Source organism: Oligella ureolytica DSM 18253 (assembly GCF_000373745.1).
In the GTDB taxonomy this organism is placed as follows: domain Bacteria; phylum Pseudomonadota; class Gammaproteobacteria; order Burkholderiales; family Burkholderiaceae_B; genus Oligella; species Oligella ureolytica.
In genome coordinates this window covers 1-16,845 of sequence record NZ_KB892284.1, presented here as the reverse complement: position 1 = coordinate 16,845, position 16,845 = coordinate 1, and the positions used below count along the sequence as shown (strand labels likewise).

General features: G+C 45.5%; 16 protein-coding genes. 11 read left to right on the top strand and 5 right to left on the bottom strand.

Annotated elements, in window-relative coordinates:
* Window positions 1-9: 9 nt before the first annotated feature.
* The 3 genes from lptA to cysK all read left to right on the top strand — a co-directional run bounded on the left by lptA (window position 10) and on the right by cysK (window position 2,500).
* A complete protein-coding gene (gene lptA, locus B092_RS0102430) occupies window positions 10-615 on the top strand; it encodes a lipopolysaccharide transport periplasmic protein LptA (protein ID WP_018573653.1) in 606 nt (201 codons plus the stop codon).
* A gap of 5 nt (window positions 616-620) precedes the next feature.
* Window positions 621-1,415 carry an LPS export ABC transporter ATP-binding protein gene (gene lptB / locus B092_RS0102425; RefSeq protein WP_018573652.1) on the top strand — a complete coding sequence of 265 codons (795 nt, stop codon included), beginning with the start codon at window positions 621-623 and terminating at the stop codon, window positions 1,413-1,415.
* A gap of 167 nt (window positions 1,416-1,582) precedes the next feature.
* The gene (gene cysK, locus B092_RS0102420; protein ID WP_018573651.1) at window positions 1,583-2,500 is read left to right on the top strand and encodes a cysteine synthase A; all 918 of its coding nucleotides are present in this window, start codon (window positions 1,583-1,585) and stop codon (window positions 2,498-2,500) included.
* 93 nt (window positions 2,501-2,593) lie between these two features.
* Here the strand turns inward: cysK and htpG are convergent, their stop codons facing one another.
* Window positions 2,594-4,519, bottom strand: coding sequence for a molecular chaperone HtpG (htpG, locus tag B092_RS0102415; protein WP_018573650.1), 1,926 nt, complete (start codon window positions 4,517-4,519; stop codon window positions 2,594-2,596).
* A gap of 174 nt (window positions 4,520-4,693) precedes the next feature.
* Entirely contained in the window at window positions 4,694-5,698 is a 1,005-nt protein-coding gene (locus B092_RS0102410) for a zinc-dependent alcohol dehydrogenase family protein (RefSeq protein WP_197933441.1), read from the bottom strand.
* Between the two features lie 107 nt (window positions 5,699-5,805).
* Between B092_RS0102410 and B092_RS14630 the strand changes: the two genes are divergently transcribed.
* On the top strand, window positions 5,806-7,446 hold the full coding sequence (locus B092_RS14630) for a methyltransferase regulatory domain-containing protein (RefSeq protein WP_018573648.1): 1,641 nt from the start codon (window positions 5,806-5,808) through the stop codon (window positions 7,444-7,446).
* Between the two features lie 52 nt (window positions 7,447-7,498).
* Here B092_RS14630 and B092_RS0102400 read toward each other — a convergent pair whose 3' ends face one another.
* On the bottom strand, window positions 7,499-8,779 hold the full coding sequence (locus tag B092_RS0102400) for a D-serine ammonia-lyase (RefSeq protein WP_018573647.1): 1,281 nt from the start codon (window positions 8,777-8,779) through the stop codon (window positions 7,499-7,501).
* Window positions 8,780-9,039: 260 nt separating this feature from the next.
* Here B092_RS0102400 and B092_RS0102395 point away from each other — a divergent pair, with 260 nt between their 5' ends.
* From B092_RS0102395 to B092_RS0102385, 3 genes are read left to right on the top strand one after another with little or no spacing between them, the layout of a single operon-like run.
* A complete protein-coding gene (locus tag B092_RS0102395) occupies window positions 9,040-10,509 on the top strand; it encodes a SulP family inorganic anion transporter (protein WP_018573646.1) in 1,470 nt (489 codons plus the stop codon).
* A 12-nt stretch (window positions 10,510-10,521) separates the two neighbouring features.
* The gene (locus B092_RS0102390) at window positions 10,522-11,373 is read left to right on the top strand and encodes a universal stress protein (protein ID WP_018573645.1); all 852 of its coding nucleotides are present in this window, start codon (window positions 10,522-10,524) and stop codon (window positions 11,371-11,373) included.
* Window positions 11,373-11,822 (top strand): NUDIX hydrolase, encoded by a 450-nt coding sequence (locus B092_RS0102385; protein WP_018573644.1) that lies wholly within the window; start codon window positions 11,373-11,375, stop codon window positions 11,820-11,822. The genes B092_RS0102390 and B092_RS0102385 overlap by 1 nt, the downstream gene beginning before the upstream one ends.
* Before the next feature lie 33 nt (window positions 11,823-11,855).
* Here the strand turns inward: B092_RS0102385 and B092_RS14880 are convergent, their stop codons facing one another.
* A complete protein-coding gene (locus B092_RS14880; protein WP_255313362.1) occupies window positions 11,856-12,059 on the bottom strand; it encodes a TOBE domain-containing protein in 204 nt (67 codons plus the stop codon).
* Window positions 12,060-12,339: 280 nt separating this feature from the next.
* Here B092_RS14880 and B092_RS0102380 point away from each other — a divergent pair, with 280 nt between their 5' ends.
* From B092_RS0102380 to B092_RS0102365, 4 genes are all read left to right on the top strand, one after another.
* Window positions 12,340-12,870, top strand: a complete 531-nt coding sequence (locus tag B092_RS0102380) for a PadR family transcriptional regulator (protein WP_018573643.1) — start codon at window positions 12,340-12,342, stop codon at window positions 12,868-12,870.
* A 71-nt stretch (window positions 12,871-12,941) separates the two neighbouring features.
* Window positions 12,942-13,754 carry a siderophore-interacting protein gene (locus B092_RS0102375; protein WP_018573642.1) on the top strand — a complete coding sequence of 271 codons (813 nt, stop codon included), beginning with the start codon at window positions 12,942-12,944 and terminating at the stop codon, window positions 13,752-13,754.
* A 195-nt stretch (window positions 13,755-13,949) separates the two neighbouring features.
* Window positions 13,950-14,732 (top strand): META and DUF4377 domain-containing protein, encoded by a 783-nt coding sequence (locus tag B092_RS0102370; RefSeq protein ID WP_018573641.1) that lies wholly within the window; start codon window positions 13,950-13,952, stop codon window positions 14,730-14,732.
* Between the two features lie 109 nt (window positions 14,733-14,841).
* On the top strand, window positions 14,842-16,062 hold the full coding sequence (locus B092_RS0102365) for an MFS transporter (protein ID WP_018573640.1): 1,221 nt from the start codon (window positions 14,842-14,844) through the stop codon (window positions 16,060-16,062).
* A gap of 101 nt (window positions 16,063-16,163) precedes the next feature.
* Here B092_RS0102365 and B092_RS0102360 read toward each other — a convergent pair whose 3' ends face one another.
* On the bottom strand, window positions 16,164-16,454 hold the full coding sequence (locus tag B092_RS0102360) for a hypothetical protein (protein WP_018573639.1): 291 nt from the start codon (window positions 16,452-16,454) through the stop codon (window positions 16,164-16,166).
* Between the last annotated feature and the right edge of the window lie 391 nt (window positions 16,455-16,845).

The following is a 16,845-nucleotide window of genomic DNA, read 5'->3' as shown; positions in this document are numbered from 1 at the left end:
AGATACAACATGAAAACTATTACCGCTTTAGCGCTTTGTTTAACCATCATTGTCGGTTCCTTTGCCCACGCTCAAACAGAAGCAGAGCAAGAGCCTGAGACTCTCGTGTTTTCTGATACGCTAAATTACGATGACATCACTAAAATTACTCAATTTCGCGGCAATGTGATTCTCACTCGTGGCTTATTCCGCTTGGTCGCTGACAACCTAGATATTGTTGAGGACAATGAGGGGTTTAGACACGGCACAGCCACCATGGACAGTGCTGAGTTAGTTGAGCTGATTGAAGAGGATCTGGAAAACTACGAATTGGTTCGCGCCGTCGGCTTAAAGGCTGAGTACAACGGCAAAACTGAAATCGTTAAAATGATAGGCCAAGCAGTTGTCACTCGTTATGTTTGTGGCCAACCGGTTGATAATGTACGCGGTGAGCAGGTAGTCTATGATAGCAAAAACAAAACTTATAAGGCCGTTGGCGGCCCTCAAAGCTCCGAACCGGGACGTGTGCGCTCTTTAGTCCAACCTCGCAGCAAGGCCGATAAAGCATTTGAGGAGTGTCAGCGTAAGTATAATGGCCAACCCATGCCATCCAGCATTAGAACCCCTGAGATTTAAATCGTATGCCTGAAACATCAAGCAATCACAGCCAACACACCGAAAAAACACGCCCTTCCGGCCTACTTCAAGCTAAGGGGTTACGCAAAACCTATGGTAAACGCACGGTTGTACATGAGGTCTCCTTATCAGTACGAAGTGGCGAAGTCATCGGCCTACTAGGTCCCAATGGAGCAGGCAAAACCACCAGTTTCTACATGATCGTCGGTTTGGTACCGGCGGATTTTGGTCGAATAGAAATTGATGGTAAAGAGATTACTGCTTACCCCATTCACCAACGTGCAAAATTAGGACTCTCCTACCTGCCACAAGACGCCTCAGTGTTTAGACGATTAAATGTTGAGCAAAACATCCGCGCCGTACTGGAACTACAATACGACAAACAAAGCGATAAGCGTTTTAATCGTCAGCAGATAGAAGAAAAGCTTGAAGAGCTGTTAGACGAATTACAAATTCAACATATTCGCACAAATGCCGCCATGTCTTTGTCGGGCGGTGAACGCCGTCGTGTGGAGATTGCTCGTGCGCTTGCCACACAACCACGATTTATTCTTTTAGATGAACCGTTTGCAGGTGTCGACCCGATTGCTGTCATTGAAATTCAGCGTATTATTCGTTTCTTAAAAGAGCGTCAGATTGGTGTGTTAATCACCGACCATAATGTCCGCGAAACCCTCGGTATTTGTGATCGTGCCTATATTATTAGTGAAGGCAAGGTTTTAACTAGCGGCACACCCAATGAAGTTATTCAAAATCCGGATGTCCGTAAAGTATATCTGGGTGAGCATTTTAAAATGTAAAAGTAAAAGCCGATCTTTCCGTTTTTTCTCAGGAACTGGAGGGATATTCATACCGCTTTACCTATTAGCAGCTTAAACTACTCGAATAACTACTTGTAAGTATCTGACTTTCGCAAACGTCAGGAATTTAGTCAATAGAACCATTAAGCACATAGGTACAAGAGATTATGACATTCGATAACGTATTACAAACCATTGGCAATACACCCACCATTCGCTTCAATCGCCTATTCGGCACTGATTCTCAGGTTTGGATTAAATCCGAGCGTAGCAACCCCGGCGGTTCAATCAAAGATCGTATCGCCTTGGCCATGGTCGAAGAAGCTGAAAAAACCGGCAAACTCAAACCCGGTGGCACGATTATTGAACCTACCAGTGGTAATACCGGCGTCGGCCTCGCACTGGTTGCGGCCGTAAAGGGCTATAAACTTATTTTGGTCATGCCGGAAAGTATGTCTATCGAACGTAGACGCCTCATGCTCGCTTACGGCGCCAGCTTTGATCTGACCCCCCGAGAAAAAGGCATGAAAGGTGCAATCGAACGCGCTCAGGAGTTAGCCGAACAAACCCCTGACGCCTGGATCCCACAACAATTTGATAACCCGGTTAATGTCACCGCTCATGAAACAACGACTGCCGAGGAAGTGCTTAGAGACTTCCCAGACGGTTTAGACTACCTAATCACTGGCGTCGGTACAGGAGGTCATCTCACCGGTGTTGCCAAGGTCTTAAAAGCTAAATTTCCAAACCTCAAGGTTTTTGCAATAGAACCTGTCGACTCACCTGTTATCTCGGGAGGCCAACCGGGCCCACACGCCATCCAGGGAATTGGCGCCGGTTTTGTTCCTAAAAACCTGGATACCGATCTGCTTGATGGTACCATTCAGGTCGACGCTGAAGCCGCCAAAGAATATGCCCGCCGTGCTGCACGTGAAGAAGGCTTATTAATCGGCATCTCGTCAGGTGCCACCTTAGCGGCGATTGCACAAAAACTGCCGGAGCTCCCCGCAGGCGCTCGAGTGTTAGGCTTCGCTTACGATACAGGCGAACGTTATTTATCAGTAGAAGGCTTCTTGCCTGAATAATATTTTTTGCTTATTACTTGTACATAATAAAAATCCCGAACTTACCAATAAGCTCGGGATTTTTGCGTTGATTTTAGAATAGAAGATCTGGGACTACTTGAGGAACAGCGTATTCATTCGTTTAACAAAAGCAGCTGGATCAGAGATCTGTACACCCTCTGAAAGTAACGCCTGATCTAAAAGCACCGAAGCCCAATCGTTTAGCTCATCATCACTACTTGCTTCAATGCGTTTAATCAAAGCATGGTCAGGATTAATTTCTAAGGTATGTTTAGACTCAGGCACTTCTTGACCAGCAGCTTTGAGCATGCTCACCAGATGAGGGCTTAGTTCATTTTGCCCAACAACGACACACGCAGGTGAGTCAACTAAGCGCCATGACACTTTAACTTCCTTCACCTTATCACCAAGTGACGTTTGCAGTCTTTCAATAAGCGGTTTAAATTCCTCGCTGACCTCTTCCTGACGTTTTTTCTCATCTTCGTCAGCTAAGTCCTCTAACTCCAGAGCACCTTTTGCCACTGAAACGAGCTTCTTATCGTCAAACTCATTCCAGAAAGACATCATCCAATCATCTACACGCTCAGACAGCAATAAAACCTCAATGCCTTTTTTGCGGAAGAATTCCAAATGTGGACTACTCTTCGCCGCTGCATAACTATCAGCCGTCACGTAGTAAATGGCTTTTTGGCCATCCTTCATGCGTCCAATATAGTCCGCCAGACTGACAGATTGCACCTCACTATCATCATGTGTTGAAGCAAATCGTAAGAGTTTGCTAATACGCTCTTGATTGCCTTGATCTTCGCCAATACCCTCTTTGAGGACCTGACCAAACTGAGCCCAGAAGATCTTATAATCTTCAGGGCGGTTCTCAGCCAAGTCTTCCAACATACTCAATACGCTTCGGGTAGCACCATCGCGGATGGCTTTAACATCACGACTTTCCTGAAGGATCTCGCGCGATACGTTAAGCGGTAAGTCTGAGGAGTCAATCACCCCACGGACAAAGCGTAAGTACATTGGCAGCAGTTGTTCAGCGTCATCCATAATAAAAACACGCTTCACATAAAGCTTTAAGCCATGTATTGCATCACGATTCCATAAGTCAAAATTGACCTGCTTCGGGATATATAAGAGTTGGGTGTATTCGTTGCGCCCCTCCACTCGACGATGACTCCAGGCGAGAGGGTCCTCAAAATCGTGACTGATGTGCTTATAAAACTCAGCATATTGCTCTTCCGTAATGTCATTACGATTACGGGTCCAAAGGGCACTGGCTTGGTTGATGGTTTCCCACTCACCGTTTTTAATTGCTTCACCTTTTTCGTGATCATAATCCTCTTTTTCCATTTGTACCGGAATAGAAATATGATCTGAATAGCGCTGCATGATATTGCGCAGTTTCCAAGTATTTAAGAATTCCTCAGCATCTTCTCTTAAGAAAAGAATAATATCTGTACCTCGTGCTGACTTCTCGATGGCTTTGATACTAAATTCACCTTCGCCTTTTGATTGCCATTCAACCGCCTCGTTAGCTGCTAAACCGGCACGGCGTGTGCGTACCACCACCTCATCAGCCACGATAAAAGAAGAGTAAAAGCCAACACCAAACTGACCGATTAATTGATTGTCTTTTTGCTGATCACCGCTAAGTTTGGAAAAGAACTCTTTCGTGCCGGAACGTGCAATCGTACCGAGGTTGTTAATCACCTCATCCTCGCTCATACCGATCCCATTATCACTAATCGTGATGGTTTTGGCATCCGGTTCATAACTTACGCGAATACGTAAATCACTGTCTTCTGCTAATAGCTCCGGATTAGCAATTGCTTCAAAGCGCAGCTTATCACACGCATCTGAGGCATTAGAAACCAGCTCTCTTAAAAAGATTTCTTTATTTGAATACAAAGAGTGAATCATCAAATGCAAAAGCTGCTTCACCTCAGTTTGAAAGCCCATGGTGCGCGCAGTTGCTACTTTTTCTTGTTGTTGACTATCCTTAGCCTGATCTACCATTTATTAATTCCTTATATCTAGAATCATCATTTAACAGTTGGAATGAATGATGAGGACTAAGGTAAATTTTTCAAGGGGCTCCATAAGTACAGCGCTATGCCTGTTAGACAAGCGGCACATCGGGCACTACAAAAACAAAGGGGACTTTTCATAAAAAGCTCCCTCTTTTGCTCATTAAATATCCAATACAATTTTACCGAAATGCTGTCCACTCGCCTGATATTCAAAGGCAGTGACAATATCATCCAACGCAAAATGCCTGTCAATCACCGGGCGTATACCATTCAGCTCAATCGCTCGTACAAAGTCTTGCTGTTGGCGACGACTGCCCACAATCAACGCCTGCAATCGTAACTGATACGCTAAGGCGTGAACAATCGGCAACTGACTATTAATTCCGCTTAGCACACCAATAATTGCGATATGACCACCTACTTTCGACGCCACCATTGATTGCTCCAGTGTATCCGGACCACCCACATCAAGCACATGGTCAACTCCTCTGCCACTCGCCATACGGCGCGCAGTCGCCCCCCAGTCCGGGTCCTTGCGGTAGTTGATCACCTCATCTGCACCCATCTCAGAAAGCCTTTGCAACTTGTCATCAGAAGAAGAGGTGACAATGACACGAGCACCGGCTGCTTTAGCAATTTGCAAAGCAAAAATCGACATACCGCCTGTGCCTTGCAACAGTACCGTTTCACCTGCTTTTAGCTGCCCATCTTCAATCAACGCACGCCAAGCCGTGAGCCCTGCCGTTGTTAAAGTCGCCGCTTCAGCATGGCTATAGCCCTTAGGAGCTAAAGTAAAAGCTGTCGCAGGTGCGGTCACTTGCTCTCGTCCATAGCCGTCGATCCCATCACCTGGGACCCGGGAGAAGCCGACAAATTGAGCTTCACCATCAAGCCAGTCCGGGAAAAAAGTACTCACGACATGATCGCCGACGGCGAATTCACTCACCCCCTCGCCCACTGCGATCACCTCACCTGCACCATCAGACATTGGGATACGACGCTCCAGAGGAGGCATCCCTCCGGTGACAACCATTAAATCATGATAATTAAGCGAACTGGCATAGAGTCGGACTTTAATTTCACCAACGCCCGGCTCGCGTGCCTCACTCACACCAATTTCTACCTGATCGTAACCGCCACCTGCACCGACAAAAACTGTTTTGATACTCACTAACTGCTCACAAAAAATAAAATTAATTTACGCTAATCCAACTTAGTTAAAATTTGTATAATTGGAACAAATATAACAACTACTAACCTGAGGAGCACTACATGCAGTCTGTTAAAACCCTGCCTACACCTGAACATTACGATGAATTACCCTACTCTTCCTACTCATTTGCCTACTCACATCCGGCACGACTGTCAGCGGTAGCACGCCTATTTGGACTGACCCCACCTGTCAACAAACAGTTTCGTGTGCTTGAGTTGGGTTCGGCATCAGGCGGTAATATCATCCCCTTAGCGATGCACTATCCAAATGTGGAAGTCATTGGCATTGATTACTCCTCTGTCCAGGTAGAGCAAGGTCAACAACTGATTAAGTCTCTAAAGTTAGAAGATCGTGTAGAACTTATCTGCCAAAGCATCACCGATATTGACAAAGATATTGGTCTATTTGACTATATTATCTGCCATGGTGTCTATAGTTGGGTGCCGACAGAAGTCCAAGACGCCATTATCACCACCATACAAAATCACCTCACGCCTAATGGTGTTGCCTATGTCAGCTACAATGTCTACCCGGGCTGGAAGCGTCTAGAAATTATTCGTGACATGATGCTTTATCATACTCGCGATATGCAACAAAGCAAACCGCAAGACCGCATGGCACAAGGACGTGCCATTGTCGAATTTATTCGCACGATGAGTCACGAAACGAGTGGCATTCGCCAAATGATTGACGCACCATGGGAAGGTCTTAAAAACAAAGCAGATAATTATCTGGTGCATGAGTTTTTAGAGCCGGTTAATCAGCCTTGTTACTTTCTGGATTTTGCAGAAAAGCTGGCAGCAAATAAACTGACGTATCTGGCTGACGCTGAACCGCACCTCAGTTTCATTCAAAATATGTCACAGGACAAACTTAACGAGCTCATTGCCGCCAGTCGCAATAACCAAGTCATGCTCGAGCAGTATTTAGATTTTTTATTTTTCCGTCAATTCCGAAAATCTCTCATTGTCCACGAGTCCGCCGCAGGGTCAATTAAACGTCGAATTGATACACAGATTTTTGCTGACTTATCCTATACAATCAACTCATGTACTGAGGAACAAAACGCCGTAACCAATCCGGCAGAATCTGCAGAGACACAGACAACCGCCCATGTCGGTAATATTACCGCAGAGCCGACGCGCCGTTTTATCTTTAATGGCCAGCAAGTGGTCACTACGCATAACGACATTGATTACGCGATTTTAAAAAGTATCAGCGAATTCGATACACAAGTCTTTACCAAAGACGCTGTACTGGCTGTAGTTGCTGAAAAACTTGATGCTCCCCACCTTGAGCTGCACGTCATTAACCTACTCAATCGACTCGCCTTAAGTGGTGCCGCTGAAATCTGGGATCAATTACCCACAACCACGCCTCTACAAACGATCGGAAATCAGCCTTTTGTGCCGGACGTTCTGCGTAATTTTTACAAAGAGACGGGCCATCTCAGTGATTATCGCCACCGAACCATTCAATTAAATATCATCCAAAAAGAAATTATTACTTTCCTAGATGGTGAGCATAGCCACGAGCAACTACAGGAACAATTAAAAAAGGCTTACGACGAAGGCAGAATTCGCCTATTAGACAAGGACAATCAGCCGCTAGCTGATGACAGGGTTGATGCAGCGCTAGCTTCTCATTTGCAACAAGCGCTGGCACTCTTTAGGACAACGAACCTGCTTTATGAAAAATAGCACTGAGTGATGTCATTTGGGCTTAGCCGCAGAGACTAAGCCCTGAACTTATCTATGCTTTGACCATCGCTTTGCCACGCTTCCAAAAAGCTTTATACTCGTCTTCAGGCATGAAACTGCCTCCGGTCGCCCAAACAATATGATTCGCCCGCGGCATATGCTCTGCCAGACCGTGCTTTTCGATATAAGCAGCACCTTCAGGCGTATTAAAAATAGCCCGTGGCCCACTTAAGGCAGCCGCGGCAGATGGCTCTATCTGAATATCACTTTGCTCTTTCAGCAAATACAAATCTCGCATGAGATTGTCTTCACCAATCACCACCACGCCCGATAAACGCGGACGCATTTCCTTGACGGCCAATTGCGATGCAACCGGCACTGCCAAACCATCGGCCTCGGTATCATTTTTCTGACCAACATCATAAATGCTGATATTAGGTTGCTCAAGGTGCGTCATTTGCACAGCAAAACAGGATGAATCCTCGGGTTCTACAAAAAACACATGCACATAGTCGCCAAACTCACCCTTTAGTCCGTAAGTAATACCGCCTGGTGCTCCGCCCACACCGCACGGTATGTATACGAACAAGGGGTGCTCTGCATCAACCTGGATACCGAGCTCATCAATTTGAGCTTTTAAACGACTACCGGCCACCGCATAGCCACAGAATAAAGAAATAGACTGCTCATCATCAACAAAATGACTAAACGCATCAGCTAAGGCCTCTTCACGACCCTCTTCGACAGCTAAAGCATAATCACCATCATGCTCAATCACCATTGCGCCGCGATCTCTCAGGCGCTGCTTTTTCCACTCCTTGGCCTCGGTCGACATGTGTATCACCGCCTGCATGCCTAAGGCAGCACTGATAATTCCTACGCTCATGCCGAGATTGCCGGTTGATCCTACCGTGACCTTATATTTGTTCAAAACCTCTAGTGATCGCTCTGATAGTAAGTCAATCACGGAGTTATTGGGCATTAAACAATACTCTTCACTCAGTCGATCGACAAACTCCAAGACTTCATGAATACCGCCACGGGCTTTAACAGAGCCGGCAACAGCTAAGGCATGATCGCCCTTGAGCCAATAGCCACCGGCCTCTCCATAATCACTAAACGCTTTTATCGGCATCAGAGGTGACTCGATGATGCCATGTGTTTTTTCTAATTCAGGAAATAAATAAGCTAATAAAGGAGCATATCGCTCTAAACGCTCTTTGGCTGTTTGCACCATTGTGCTTGTCACGCCGCTCGTTTGATGATAATACTCCGTCGCTCTCTGCAACTCATCATTAAGCACCAAATTAACAGATAAGCGCAAATCGCTCATATACTCACCTCAAAATCACTATAAACAAATCAAAGCTAATGATACGTGATCCGTGCGGCTTATTAAAGGAGTGTTTTCACTAGCAGTATTAACGCTAGCCCATCCCTCTTGAGCTCTGAAAACAAAGGCTTTCAGAGCATTTTCATGGCAATCTCATGATTAATTAACTGACATCCTTTATACTGTCAGCTCAATTGCATTTAGTAAAAAACTATCAACCTGTCAATGAGATAGACTCTTCAAACCGCATAGATTAATTCATGATATCAACTCTCCGAGAGCAATGGTTCTCAAATATTCGTGCTGATGTTTTATCAGGTTTAGTGGTGGCTATTGCCTTAGTACCCGAATCGATCGCCTTCTCTATTTTGGCTGGCGTTGACCCTAAGGTAGGGCTCTACGCTTCTTTTTGCATGGCTGTCACCATTTCGTTTTTTGGTGGTCGTCCGGCCATGATCTCTGCCGCAACCGGCGCCATGGCCGTGGTGTTTGTGACGCTAATCAGAGATCATGGCTTACAGTATTTGCTTGCTGCCACCATCCTCACGGGCATCATTCAAATTATTATTGGTTATTTAAAACTTGCTAATTTACTACGATTTGTCTCTAAATCCGTTATCAATGGCTTTGTTAATGCCTTAGCCCTTATTGTTTTTATGGCACAAATGCCTCACCTAATTAACGTCACTTGGCATGTATATGCCATGGTGGCAGTGGGGTTATTTATTGTTTATTTGTTCCCACATATCCCCGTCATTGGTACGGCCGTACCCTCTGCTCTTGTCACCGTCATCATCCTGACAGTTGCTAGCTTGTCCCTTGCGTGGGATATTCCTACGGTCGGTGATATGGGTGACTTGCCCGGCACCTTACCTATCTTTTTAATTCCGGACATTCCATGGAATCTTGAGACTCTCAAAATCATCTTCCCCTACTCCATTGCCTTAGCTGCAGTGGGTTTATTAGAATCACTTTTAACCGCACAGATTCTTGATGATCTGACGGACACAAGTAGTAATAAGCATCGAGAGTGTAAAGGTCAAGGGGTTGCCAATATTGTCACCGGCTTCTTTGGAGGCATGGCAGGCTGTGCGATGATTGGTCAATCCGTTATCAATATTAAATCGGGCGGTCGAACGCGTCTTTCTACCTTCGTAGCCGGCTCATTTTTAATTATTCTTGTCGTTTTTATTAGCGATTGGCTCAAAATCATTCCCATGGCTGCACTAGTGGCTGTGATGATTATGGTCTCCATTAGTACTGTGAATTGGGACTCAATTAAAAATATTCGTTCCTACCCTTTCTCCAGCAATATCGTTATGCTGAGCACCGTTGCGACCGTACTGGCTAGCGGCAACCTAGCCCTAGGTGTACTCGTTGGCGTATTGCTATCAGCATTGTTTTTTGTTAGTAAAATGGAACGCTATCTGACCATTAAATCCACCTATGATGAGACGTCAAGAACCCGCATCTACCAAATAAAAGGTCAGATTTTCTTTAGTTCGGCAGATAAATTTATCGACTCTTTTGACTTTAAAGAAGTACTATCAAAGGTAGTCGTTGATGTCAGTCAAGCGCATTTCTGGGATATTTCCGCCGTTGCCGCTGTCGATAAAGTGGTGCTCAAGTTCCGACGCGAAGGGACTGAGGTCAGCGTGATTGGTATGAATAATGCAAGCCAAACGATGGTTGAAAAGTTTGGTATTTACGACAAATCAAACAATCGCTAGGGAGTATTTGACATGTCAAAAGTTATTGCCTGCATTGATGGCTCCATGAGCACGAGTGCTGTATGTGATTATGCTGCATGGTTTAGTCAAAAGCTGAAGATATCGCTTGAGCTTCTGCACATCATTGAAAAGTCTACTAGCCACTCAGCACAAAACCTCAGTGGTTCGCTGGGTCTAGGTGGTCGAGAGGTTCTGTTAGAAGAAATTATTCGTCTAGAAGAAGCCAAGGCTAAGATCGAACTGCAACACGGCGACATCCTGCTCCAAGAGGCTAAGAAATACCTCAAAGAAAACTACACGATCGAGCCACAAGTTTTTCAGCGTCATGGTAGTCTGCTGGACACCATTGTGGCCTTGGAAGAGGACTTTCGTGTTCTGATTATGGGCAAATACGGCAATCAGACAGAACGACTTGTCGATAAAATTGGCACACAAATTGAAAATGTGGTCCGTGCAGTGCATAAGCCGGTATTAATAACCTACAGCCCCTTTGAAGAACCCAGCTCATTTTTAATTGCATTTGACGGTAGCCCGACGGCTAAAGTCTGCGTGGATCGTATTACCGCTAGCCCACTACTTAAAGGGCTTAGCGCGCATCTAGTCTATGTAGGTGACGCTACCCAAGAAATACAAGCACAAATCTCGTGGGCAGAGACACAGCTGCAACAAGCCGGCTTTACACCTAACACTCACATTTTACAGGGCGATGTTGAAAAGACACTGATTGACTACGCTAACAGCAATCAAATCAGCCTGTTAGTGGTCGGTGCCTACGGTCATTCAAGAATTCGTCAATTCTTTATTGGCAGTAGCACAACGAAGCTACTCACCCGTTCGACAAAGCCGGTCCTTCTTTTACGCTGATGACAACGCAACGCTACCCCATACCTGCCGCCATTGCCGTGGTAATTAGGCACAATAAGGTATTACTGGTCTGTCGTGGTCAGGAACCAAACAAAGGCCGCTGGGGTTTTCCAGGCGGCAAAATTGAGATAGGTGAAACCATAGAAGAGGCGGCCCTACGTGAGCTCAAAGAAGAAACAGGTATCACCGCCGAAGCTGAACACATTCTCACTGCTTTTGATGTGGTTATCCGCGATCAAATGCATCAAATCAGCCATCACTACGTGCTCATTCCGGTGCTTTGCACCTATCTGGAGGGTACGGCTAAAGCAACAAGCGATGCGGCAGAAGCACAGTGGTTACCCATCGATACGCTGAGCGAGGACGATCCGAGCTTAATAGAAGGCGTTTTAGGCATTGCCAAAGACGCTCAATATCACATGCCCGTATCTCCTCATAAGTTAGCGTAAACTCATAAACACGCGCTAACAGATGAGTGATGCTTACTCATCTATCCCCACTAAAACATTAGACGCCTTGACCACTGCATAGGCTTCTTTTCCTAGCTCAAACTGTCGATCCTCTATCGCTTGGTTAGTGATAGAGGATGTAATAGTCGTACCACCAATATCTAACTTAACATGCGCGGTGGTTGCACCTTTAGTGACTTCGTCAATCTTGCCGTTTAAAACATTACGTGCACTGATTTTTATAGTTAACTCCTTAGTTTAGCTAGTGAAAAACCGCTCATACACCCACGTACGATGAGTACATGAACGACATCATGGTTTGGATTAACAATCCGTCCTCTACATAATAGTAACTGAAAGCAATGCGACCCTAGTCAAAGTATGTTTAACTTTACGACGCTAAAAAATAGTTGAGTGTTTTTATCGAGATTGATTTTTGCTATATCGTAAGATATAATTATAAGATAGTAATAAGAATGATTTTTATTTATAATAGATTATATTACCTGAACCTCTTATGACGACACACCGGCGACATACCGAATTAACCAACGGGCGTAAGTTCACCGCTGACGAACTGCAGCTCATGCTCTTACAGCTATTAGCAGAGGCTCCAGCTCATGGATATGAGCTGATTAAGCGCCTTAAGCATATCTCTGCAGATTACTATCGCCCCAGTCCCGGCGTACTGTATCCTGCGCTTGCCACATTAGAGAGCCTAGGTTTTGCAGAAGTAGAGACTAAGGGTAGACGTAAAAAGTACCACCTCACCACAAGCGGTAAGATGCATCTACAACAACATGCCACCGATGCTGATGAGCTATTTATTATCCTTAGGCATGTCGCTAAGAAAATGCTTTGGGTCAAATACGCTAACAGCAATCCGGTACTTGCCACAGAGGTCACCGGCTGGACGCCTGACTATATCGCGTCTCGTGACGCATTGCGCTCTGCCCTATTTTCAATCGATGACAGCTGTATTGAAGAGCAGCAGCGCGTCGCCAAGATACTGCAGCGTACGGCAGAAGAGATTCTAAACAAAAGCTAATCGAGTAGAGTCAATCTTTCTATTGACCTCTTATCACCCCACACAACATGATGAAAATGAGTACTACCACTATGAACAACAAAGCGAAACTTGTAGAACGCGTTCGCCACCCCATTAAAATGCGTTTATTAACCGTCAAGCGTATTAGCGAACTCAGTCCGTCCATGCGCCGTATCACCCTAACCGGCCCTGATTTACCTGAGTTTTTATCCGCATCCTTTGATGACCACATCAAACTTATCTTGCCCGCGGTGCAGGGTGAGAAACCGAATATGCCTGTCGTCGGTGAACATGGCATGCAGTTTGATGACAGTCGCCCCAAGCCCGTAATGCGTGACTACACACCTCGTCACTACGATCCCGTGACTAATGAGCTGGATATCGACTTTGTACTGGACCACGAAGGACCTGCCACCAATTGGGCTACCAACGCAGAGGTAGGTCATTACGTCGGCATTGGCGGACCTCGCGGCTCCTTTGTCATACCCACTGATTTTGACTGGCATCTATTAATTGCCGATGAAACTGCCTTACCCGCACTTAGCCGTCGTTTGGAAGAGCTACCGACAACGACTCGTGCCATTGCCATTATTAAGCTACGCAATCAAAACCTAAAAATTGAGCTTAAAAACAACTGCCCTGCGGAAATTTACTGGGTAACAGAGGAAGAAGATGCAAAAGACGGTCAAAACGCACTTGAAGCAACTGCTCGCCGTCTTAACCTCCCCGAAGGCGAGGGCTTTGTATGGGCTGCCGGTGAATACAACGACATCAAGACATTACGTAGCTACCTAGTAGATGAAGCCGGCATCAACAAAGATCATATTCGTGCTTCAAGCTACTGGCGCATCTCTGTACCTGATGCCCATGAAAGCTTTGAGTAACTCATCATTTCAAACATCACTGTTCACGCCCTGCATCATTAGATGCTGGGCGTTTATAGTAAGGCACCGGTATTTGACATGACATAGGGTAGCACCTACACAACTAATTGCAGTAGAATGAATAAGCCAATATGACTGTGTGTTTTGACTAACAGCACGCTTCAGCAACTAACCCTATAGCGAGGTAATCACTTGATGCGTATCAAACAGCTAAACAAACTCCCTACTGCCATTCTACTCGCTGCCAGCCTTATGGCATGCGCAAAAAATATCGATGACACCATGAACAAACCCACAACACTCACGGCCTATCATTGGAGCATCGATCAGGCAATCAATGCAAATGGTCATAGTGATGCACAATGGCTCAGTGCAGATAGCACCAGAACGGCTACCCTAAGTTTTAGCAAAAACAGCTTAGGTATTAGCGGCCTGTGTAATACCATGGGAGCGGACTACCGCGTTGAGGGATCGAATATCGAGATAGCTCGGGTCGTCAGCACGATGATGATGTGTGCTGATGACGCACTCATGCGTTATGAGCGCAACATCGGTCAACACCTGACAAAGGCATCCACTTGGCAGATTCAGGATACGTCTAACAAGCCCACCCTGACACTCGGTTTTGAAGATGGCTCTCAATGGATTTTAAAAGGTACGGCAACCGCAGAAACCAAGTATGGCAGTACCGGTGAAACCATTTTTTTAGAAGTATCTCCTGAAACCAAAGCATGCAACCACCCTCTCATCGGTGATTATCAATGTCTCCAGGTACGTCGTATTGAGTACAGTGAAGAGGGCCTCAAACAAGGGCATGGTGAGTGGCAGCACTTTTATGACAACATTGAAGGTTACGAGCATACACAAGGGGTACGCAATGTACTTCGCATAAAACGTTATGAGAATAAAAATACACCGGCCGACAGCTCATCTTATGCCTACATATTAGATATGATCGTTGAGTCCGAACAGCACTAAGCTTCAAATTCAAAGCTTTAAATTCGAAGCCTTTGAGCAATTAATAACAATCTAAGAAGCAACCACAAGCAGCGATGAAAATTGCTGCTTGCTCATTTGCAGTAACCCAATGACTAACCCAAACACCGCAATCCACACCAACACCCACTCAGCATCTGATGCCACCCAGTTCCTCACTCGTATTGTGGGAGCGACAGCCCTAGCACACCTGCTCAATGACTTGATTCAAGCAATTCTACCCGCCGTCTTTCCAATGCTAAAAGCGCAGTTTGATCTCAGCTTCGCGCAGATTGGTCTTATTGCACTGATTTATCAATTGACGGCTTCGGTGCTGCAGCCGTGCATTGGGTTTTATACGGATAAGCATCCAAAACCCTTTTTACTCCCCATCGGAATGACCTGCACCTTGATTGGTATAGGTATATTGGCGACAGCAACTAATTTCCAAGCTATCCTACTAGCGGCAGCCGTCATTGGCATAGGCTCGGCAACCTTCCACCCGGAAGCTTCCAGAGTAGCTCGCCTCGCATCAGGCGGTCGCTTCGGAACAGCGCAATCAGCCTTCCAAGTAGGAGGTAATACCGGCTCTGCCGTCGGCCCATTAATTGCCGCAGCATTGATTATTCCTCATGGACAATCAGCGATTGCCGGTTTAATGATCGTTGCGCTGGCAGCAATCGCTGTATTGCTCTATCTCAGTCGCTGGTATCAACGAAATAGGCAAAACCGTTTGCAAGGATTAGCTCGACATGCGCAAAAAGGACTCAGTAGAGGCAAATTAATTCAAGCCATTGTGGTTATTTGTACCCTTATGTTTGCTAAATTTGTTTATATCGGTTCATTTACCAATTACTTTACCTTTTACCTCATGGAGCGCTTTGGCTTAAGCATTCAGCAAAGTCAGATTTTCTTATTTATTTTCTTAGCGTCTGTCGCTCTTGGCACCTTTGCCGGTGGTCCGATAGGTGATCGCATTGGTCGTAATAAAGTTATCTGGATCTCATTTTTAGGCGCTGCACCCTTTGCTCTCGCCCTGCCTTATGCCAACCTGATTGGGACCGGTATCCTCGCTTCGATGGTTGGCTTTATTATGTCATCGGCTTTTGCTGCCATGGTAGTCTACGCCCAAGAAGCAGCGCCGGGACGTGTCGGCCTTATTTCTGGGTTGATGTTTGGGTTAATGTTTGGTATCGGCGGTATTGGTGCAGCCGCACTAGGTATCTTAGCCGATCAGCACGGCGTCATTTGGGTTTATGGAGTAACCTCATTGCTGCCATTGCTAGGCTTGGCTACGGCATGCTTACCGAGTACAAAAAACCGGACAGCCTAAATAAACTCATATATATTAAGATGCCAAAGGGTTGATCATTTGTCTACAAGGTCTTTGCGATAAGCGATCAACCCTTTGGGCTAATAACCGGCAGCCTGTAACTATAGCTCCACAAATTTACCATCCGCCAACACCCCAAAAGATACATCCGCATTGTCGGCATCTTGGGCCAGCTCATAGCAAACTTGCTTAGTTTTGGTGTGAAAACACAGTGCATCTAACACGTCTTCTGAAAACTGATCTACACCACAGGTGATTCGATGATACTCATCACCCAGAATATCTTCAACATAACGTAGTGCAACAACTCGACGGCGCTCAACGGCAGCCACAGCGAGACTCATGCTATTTGGTTTTTCTTCAGCTTCAATGCTGACAAGGTAAGTATTCATCAATGCTCACTTAAAAGAGTTAGGTATGTAATTTATTATTTAAGGCGCTAACAAAAGATTTTATCGCGCTCATCACGGCGAATAGCATCGTTAACTACTTTTAGTTATTATGCATAACTATAACTTATTATGCACTACCCAATACTACGTACAAAAATAGGTTTTTTGGCATTGATAAGATGGTTTTTTATCCTGAATAGCGTAGTACCGTCTGATGTGACGAATGAGCCGCTTTCTCTGCGATCTGGTATGGTAATCCTCCCATTTTTAACAGCAGTTGGCAGTAGAATTATTTAATTTATGTTGATGTAATTTTTGCCTCGGTGTAATGCCACCTAATGCCGTGTTAGGGCGTTCATTATTATAAGTCCAGAGCCAAGCAGTCGCTCCG